The following is a 6,455-nucleotide window of genomic DNA, read 5'->3' on the forward strand; positions in this document are numbered from 1 at the left end:
TCCGCCGCCCGCCGCGTCGATGCGCGCGTCGTCCATGCCCGTCGCACGCAGCGCGAACTCATGAAAGCGATCGCCGCCGTGCACGGTTCGCGTTTGCGCGTCGATGAATCCCGGCATGACGATTTTGTTTTCGAGATCGCGTTCGAGTTCGACGGAGACGTCCGGCGCGTCGGCTTCGAAGCCGGCGAAAGAAACGCGCCCGTCCTCCAGAATGACGCACGCATTCGTCACCACGCCGAGGTCCGATTCCTCGACGCCGCGTCCGGTCTTCCGCACCGCGCCGGAGTTCGTGACAAGCTGCGATATCCGCGTGTATTTGATGCGCACGATGGGTTCCGCGTCGTGGAAATCACGGACAGTTAATCAAAAATATAGCGAAAAATCAATAGGTTAGAAAATTGTCGGGAATCGGTCCGTCCGCCGGAAAAATTCGTTTGGTCGGGGAAAACCCGGTAGGCTAAGGCGCCCGCGCTCTGGTATAAAAAACGCCCCATCGGGTCTATACGGCAGGAACAACGTGCCCAGAAAATCGCATCCCCGGCAACTGGAAATCGAGTGGGACGGCCCCCGGCGGCGCGTGCCCCATCGCCTGATTCCCCACAGCCTCATCGGCGCGCCGACGCTGATCGATCGCACCGCGACGCATCCGAATCCGATCGAGACGCCGAACATGACGCGCGCGCGAAGCGCCATTCGCCGCGCGCTGACGCGCCCGTTCACGCTGACCGCGACGCACAACACGCGGCAGCTCATCTCGTTCAAGGACGATCGCGACGGCGTGCGTCACATCCGCGTTTCGTCGGTGCTGCTGGAAGCGGGCGGCGACGTGTGGACCGAGATCGCGCTTTGGGTGAAGAACTCGCGGCGTCATCGACTGTTCGCGAGGGACAGCGCGAGCCGCGAGTACATCGAGTCGCCCATCGTTCGCGATCGCCTGGCGAGCCGCCGCGCCCGCCGCGTGCACAAGCTCGAGACCGCTGGCGAGGTCTACGATCTGCAGGCGATCTTCGACGATCTGAACCGGCGGTATTTTCGCGGGCGCTGCGACAGCCGCATCGGCTGGTCGCGCGTGTCGGGCCAAACGCGCGCGCGCACCATCCGCATGGGCAGCTATGTATTCGAGGAAAATCTCATCTACGTCCATCCCGCGCTCGACACGCGCGAGGTGCCGTTCTTCGTCATTGCCGCGACGATCTACCACGAGATGCTGCACTGGCTTCTTCGCGATCGCCGGCATCCCAACGGGCAGCGCGTGGTGCACTCCGCCGAGTTCAACGAATTGATGGAAGCGTATCCCGATCACCATCGCACCGAGCGCTGGATCGATCGCAATCTGCAAAAACTCCTTTCGCGCCGCACCCTGCTCATCCGGGAAGCGCGGCGCGCACGCACGCGGCCACCGGCCAAGCGGCGCGCGAATGCGTGATACGGCGCCCGAACGCCTGATCGACGGCCACGGCCGCCCGGCGTTTGGCGTTTACAACGCGCCCATCCGCGATCTCAATTACGCGGACTTCGACGCGCGCGGCGTCGGGCTGCCGATCCTTCGCGCGATCCGCGCCGCGTCGTCCCTTTCGCGAAAGCGCTGGATCTACCTTGGCGTCACGTCGCCCGATGTCATCGTCGGCGCGGCGATCGTCGACGTGGGTTGGCTGATGAAGGGATTTGCGTACGTTTACGACCGCGCCTCCCGCGTCATGCGCGAGTCGAGCGTGGACGACCTTCGCCGCCGTTCGACGCTCGCGGCGAATCCCTCGTTCGGTGAGAGCGTTTTCGATCTGCGCGAGCTGCGCATCCACACGGTGTCCGACGGCGCCGGCGCGCGGTTGACGGTGCGCCTGCCGGAAGTGGAGGTCGATGCGGCCTTGAATCTCGAAAACCAAACGCCGCTTTGCCTGGTTTCGCAAAATGGCCTGCGTGGTTTCATGTACACGCACAAGCATGCGGGCGTGCCCGTCGCGGGAACGGTGCGCGCCGGCAACGAGCGTTACGCGCTCGACGGCAAGAACGCTTTCGGCGTCTTCGACGTTTCCGGCGGCTGCCCCATGCACTACACGTACTGGAATTGGGCGAGCGCGTCGGGACGCCTTGCCGACGGCCGAGCGGTCGGCATCAACTTCGTGTCCGGTTTCGGCGAGCGCGGCTTTACCGAAAACGCGTACTGGGTCGGCGGCATTCCGCACAAGACCGACACCGCGTTTTTCGACTACGACACCCGCGACCTTTCCGCGCCATGGAAAATCACCACCAGCGACGGTCGCGTCCGGCTCCACTTCGCACCCGCCGACCGCCGCGCGGAGAATTTCCGCTTCGCATTCTTCGCCTCCCGATTCGCGCAGCCGTTCGGCATGTTCACGGGCGAGATCGACGTGGACGGATCGATGACCCCCGTCACGCTCGACGGATTCGTGGAAGAACACGAAGCCTGGTGGTGAGGAATCGATTGAAGATTGCCGATTGAAGATTGCCGATCGACGCGCGCTGTTCGATTTTGCGGCGCCTCGCCGAACCAGCCCAATACACCCGATATCCTGAGATGACCCATTTCCACTTTCCTATTTTCTATTTCCTCGCTCGATCCACAGCTTGTGGGTAACTTGGGCGAAACACACCACATTTTGCGTCCCTGACCCCGCTGCGTTTGACTTCGCGCCGGCCTTTGAGCAATATGCCCCGACACGACAAACGTGTCTCCCGGCCGGGCGTGTCATGCGCCGGCGAGGCCTTGTATTTGGAATCGCGACCGTAAGGGAGCGGATACGCGCTTACGCGAGGGAAACGTGGCGAAGGCCAGGGTCATCGCGATCATTCCGGCGCGCTACGCCTCCGAGCGCTTGCCTGGAAAACCCCTCGCGCTCATCATCGGTGTCCCCATGGTCGTCCACGTTGCGCGCCGTGCGAAGGCGGCGCGTTCGGTTTTGGAAGCCGTCGTCGCGACGGATGACGAGCGCATCCGCACCGCCGTCGAGGAGCACGGTTTTCGCGCCGTGATGACGGACGCGGACCTCGCCTCCGGCACCGATCGCGTGGCGGCCGTCGCACGCGGCATCGACGCGGAGATTTTCGTCAACGTCCAGGGAGACGAACCCTTGATCGAGCCCGAAGTCATCGACGCGGTTGCGGACGCTCTCATCCAGGATCCCGATTCGCGGATGTCGACCGCCAAGACGCCGATCACCGACGCGGATGATCTCTGGAACCCCACCGTGGCCAAGGTGGTGTGCGACGCGAACGATCGCGCGCTTTATTTTTCGCGCGCGCCGATCCCGTTCGTGCGCGATGCGATGAACCTCGACCGCGCCGGCGCGATCATCCCGGATATCCTGCGCCACCGATTGTTCAAGCACGTGGGGATTTACGGCTATCGCCGCGATTTTCTCTTCGAATTCGCGGCCATGCCGCCCGGACACCTGGAGCAAGCCGAAAAACTGGAACAACTGCGCGCGCTCGAGGCGGGCGTGGCGATCGTTACGCCGACCGTGCAAACGCGGTCGATCGGCGTCGACACGCCGCGCGACCTGGCGCGCGTGCGCAAGCTTATGGAACGGATCGAAGCGGGTGCGTCATAGTCGTCGTACGACGCGGAAAGGAGCGGGCGATGCGGGTGAAAAGGAAGCCGAAATACATATTCGTGACGGGCGGCGTGGTGTCGTCGCTCGGCAAGGGCATCGCATCGGCGAGCATCGGCGCGCTGCTTGAGGCACGCGGCCTGCGCACGACGATCCTCAAGCTCGACCCGTACATCAACGTCGATCCGGGCACGATGAACCCGACGCAGCACGGCGAGGTGTTCGTCACCGACGACGGCGCGGAGACGGACCTCGACCTCGGTCACTACGAGCGCTTCATCTCCACGCGCACCAGCCGCGCGAACAATTTCACCACCGGGCAGATCTACGACGCGGTCATCACCAAGGAGCGGCGGGGCGATTATCTCGGCGCGACCGTGCAGGTCATTCCGCATATCACCGACGAGATCAAATCGAAGATCCGCGACCTGGCCAAGCACGTGGACGTCGTCATCACGGAGATCGGCGGCGTCGTGGGCGACATCGAGAGCCTGCCGTTTTTGGAGGCGATCCGCCAGTTTCGCTTCGACATGGGCGCGGAAAACACGCTGTTCGTGCATCTCACCTACGTGCCGTACATCGAGGGCGCCGGCGAGTTGAAAACCAAGCCGACGCAGCACTCCGTCAAGGAGCTGCGCGAGATCGGCATTCAGCCCGACGTGCTGATCTGCCGCTCCGACCACCCGCTTGAAAAGCCGCTCAAGGCCAAGATCGCGCTGTTCTGCAACGTCAGCGAGGACGCCGTCGTCTCGGCGATCACCGTGCCGCATGTCTACGCCATCCCGCTGCATTTTCACGACGAAGGCATCGACGACAAGATCCTCGAGTTGCTCAACATCTGGGCGGCGGAGCCGGACCTGAAGGCGTGGAAATCGCTGAACCGCGCGCTCACGGCTCCCAAGCGCAAGACGCGCATCGCCATCGTCGGCAAATACGTGGACCTGCGCGACAGCTACAAGAGCCTCAACGAGGCGCTTGTCCACGGCGGCATCGCCAACAACTGCAAGGTCGAACTGGAGTTCGTCGACTCCGAGGAGATTCGCACGCTCGACGACGCGGCGAAACTGCTCTCCGGCGCCTCCGGTATTCTCGTGCCGGGCGGATTCGGCCTGCGCGGCATCGAGGGAATGATCCTCGCCGCGCGATACGCGCGCGAAAACAAGGTGCCGTATTTCGGCATCTGCCTCGGCATGCAGATCGCCGTCATCGAATGGGCGCGCAACGTCGCGAAGCTCGACGACGCGAATTCGACCGAATTCAACAAGAAGACCAAACACCCGGTCATCTGCCTCATGGCCGAGCAGGAGGGCGTCACGGATATGGGCGCGACGATGCGTCTTGGTGCCTATCCCTGCAAGCTCAAGAACGGAACGCACGCGCAGCGCGCCTACAAGCAGAACGAAATCTCCGAGCGTCACCGGCATCGCTTCGAGGTCAACAACGCGTATATCGAGACGTTCGAAAAGACCGGTCTCATCATCGCCGGCCGGCACACGGAACGCGATCTCGTCGAGATGATCGAGGCGCCGGATCACCCGTGGTACGTCGGCTGCCAGTTCCATCCCGAGTTCAAGAGCCGGCCAGTCGATCCGCACCCGCTGTTCAAGCACTTCGTCCGCGCGTCGCTCGAGCGCGGCGCGGAGGAATGCGGCGAGGAAGCGCTCGCCGTCCACCGCATGCGTGTCGTGCGGGGCACCGCTTCATGATTTTCACCGCAAAGACGCAAAGCGAAACGCGAGGAACGCAAAGGAAAACGCGAAGAACGCGGTACCGAAATACGAACCGCGACCGTAAGGGAGCGGGTCTCCGACGAATTTCCTTTGCGTTCTTTGCGTCTTCGCGGTGAAAATAAACGCATCATGACGACGTCTTCCGACAACCCCCGCGACATCGCCCGGCGCGTCCTTTCGATCGAGCAGAACGCGATCAATGCCGTCGCCGAGCGCCTTGGCGACGAACTCGGGCAGGCGGTCGATCTCATCCTCGCCGGCACGGGCAAGGTCATCGTCACCGGCATGGGCAAAAGCGGGCACATCGCGCGCAAGATCGCCGCGACGCTCGCGAGCACCGGCACGCCCGCGGTGTTCGTCCACCCCGCGGAGGGCATGCACGGCGATCTTGGCGTCATCGCCAAAACGGATATCGTCATCGCCATCAGCTATTCGGGCAACACGCCGGAGATCGTCTCGATTCTGCCGGCCGTTCGCCGCATCGGCGCGCCGCTCATCGCCATGACCGGCCATGCCACGTCGCCGCTCGGCGCCTCGGCGGACATCGTGCTCGACGTCGCCGTGCCCGAGGAGGCGTGCCCGCTTGGCCTCGCGCCGACGGCCAGCACCACCGCGACGCTCGCGCTCGGCGATGCGCTCGCCGTCGTCCTGCTCGAAAAACGCGGCTTCACGCACGAGGATTTCGCGCTCTTCCACCCCGGCGGCGCGCTCGGAAAACGCCTTACGCTGTGCGTTCGCGATCTCATGCGCACGGAAGGCGAAGTCCCGCGCGTTCCGGCCGGCACGCTTGTCTCCGACGCGGTCATCGTGATGTCCGCATCGCGCCTGGGGATCACGGGCGTGTTCGAGAGAGGCGAGGGCGGCGACTTGAACGCCGGTTCAAAATCAATCGGTCGCCTGATCGGGTGCGTCACGGATGGCGACCTTCGCCGCGCGCTGCAAAAGCACGGCGGCGACGCCTTCGCGCTTGCCGTGGACGACATCATGACTCGCTCGCCGCTCACCGTGCCCGAAACGATGCTCGCCTACGACGCGCTGCGTTTCATGGACGACGCCCGCGTCTCCGTCGTCTTCGCCTCCGCGAAGGACGACCCCGACCAAACCGCCGGCATCGTCCACATGCACGACATTCTGAAGGCGGGGTTGGGGTAGGGGT

6 protein-coding genes are annotated in these 6,455 nt (G+C 64.0%); 5 read left to right on the forward strand and 1 reads right to left on the reverse strand.

Features of this window, described 5'->3' with window-relative positions; all coding sequences use genetic code 11:
- Window positions 1-327 (reverse strand): hypothetical protein (locus K8I61_11295; GenBank protein MBZ0272613.1); only part of this gene is annotated, 327 nt, incomplete at its 3' end.
- A gap of 190 nt (window positions 328-517) precedes the next feature.
- Between K8I61_11295 and K8I61_11300 the strand changes: the two genes are divergently transcribed.
- The 5 genes from K8I61_11300 to K8I61_11320 all read left to right on the forward strand — a co-directional run bounded on the left by K8I61_11300 (window position 518) and on the right by K8I61_11320 (window position 6,451).
- Window positions 518-1,426: a hypothetical protein gene (locus K8I61_11300; GenBank protein ID MBZ0272614.1), complete on the forward strand. Its 909-nt coding sequence runs from the start codon at window positions 518-520 to the stop codon at window positions 1,424-1,426.
- Entirely contained in the window at window positions 1,419-2,435 is a 1,017-nt protein-coding gene (locus K8I61_11305; GenBank protein MBZ0272615.1) for a DUF2804 domain-containing protein, read from the forward strand. The genes K8I61_11300 and K8I61_11305 overlap by 8 nt, the downstream gene beginning before the upstream one ends.
- A 345-nt stretch (window positions 2,436-2,780) precedes the next feature.
- Window positions 2,781-3,569: a 3-deoxy-manno-octulosonate cytidylyltransferase gene (gene kdsB / locus K8I61_11310; GenBank protein MBZ0272616.1), complete on the forward strand. Its 789-nt coding sequence runs from the start codon at window positions 2,781-2,783 to the stop codon at window positions 3,567-3,569.
- 29 nt (window positions 3,570-3,598) lie between these two features.
- Window positions 3,599-5,275 (forward strand): CTP synthase, encoded by a 1,677-nt coding sequence (locus K8I61_11315; GenBank protein MBZ0272617.1) that lies wholly within the window; start codon window positions 3,599-3,601, stop codon window positions 5,273-5,275.
- A 153-nt stretch (window positions 5,276-5,428) separates the two neighbouring features.
- Window positions 5,429-6,451 carry a KpsF/GutQ family sugar-phosphate isomerase gene (locus tag K8I61_11320; protein ID MBZ0272618.1) on the forward strand — a complete coding sequence of 341 codons (1,023 nt, stop codon included), beginning with the start codon at window positions 5,429-5,431 and terminating at the stop codon, window positions 6,449-6,451.
- Window positions 6,452-6,455 lie beyond the last annotated feature (4 nt).

This window comes from bacterium, assembly GCA_019912885.1.
GTDB lineage: Bacteria > Lernaellota > Lernaellaia > JACKCT01 > JACKCT01 > JAIOHV01.

Coding starts and splice junctions, on each gene's coding strand:
- K8I61_11305 (MBZ0272615.1), top strand. CDS start 1,419: ATGCGTGATACGGCGCCCGAACGCCTGATCGACGGCCACGGCCGCCCG.
- K8I61_11315 (MBZ0272617.1), top strand. CDS start 3,599: ATGCGGGTGAAAAGGAAGCCGAAATACATATTCGTGACGGGCGGCGTG.
- K8I61_11320 (MBZ0272618.1), top strand. CDS start 5,429: ATGACGACGTCTTCCGACAACCCCCGCGACATCGCCCGGCGCGTCCTT.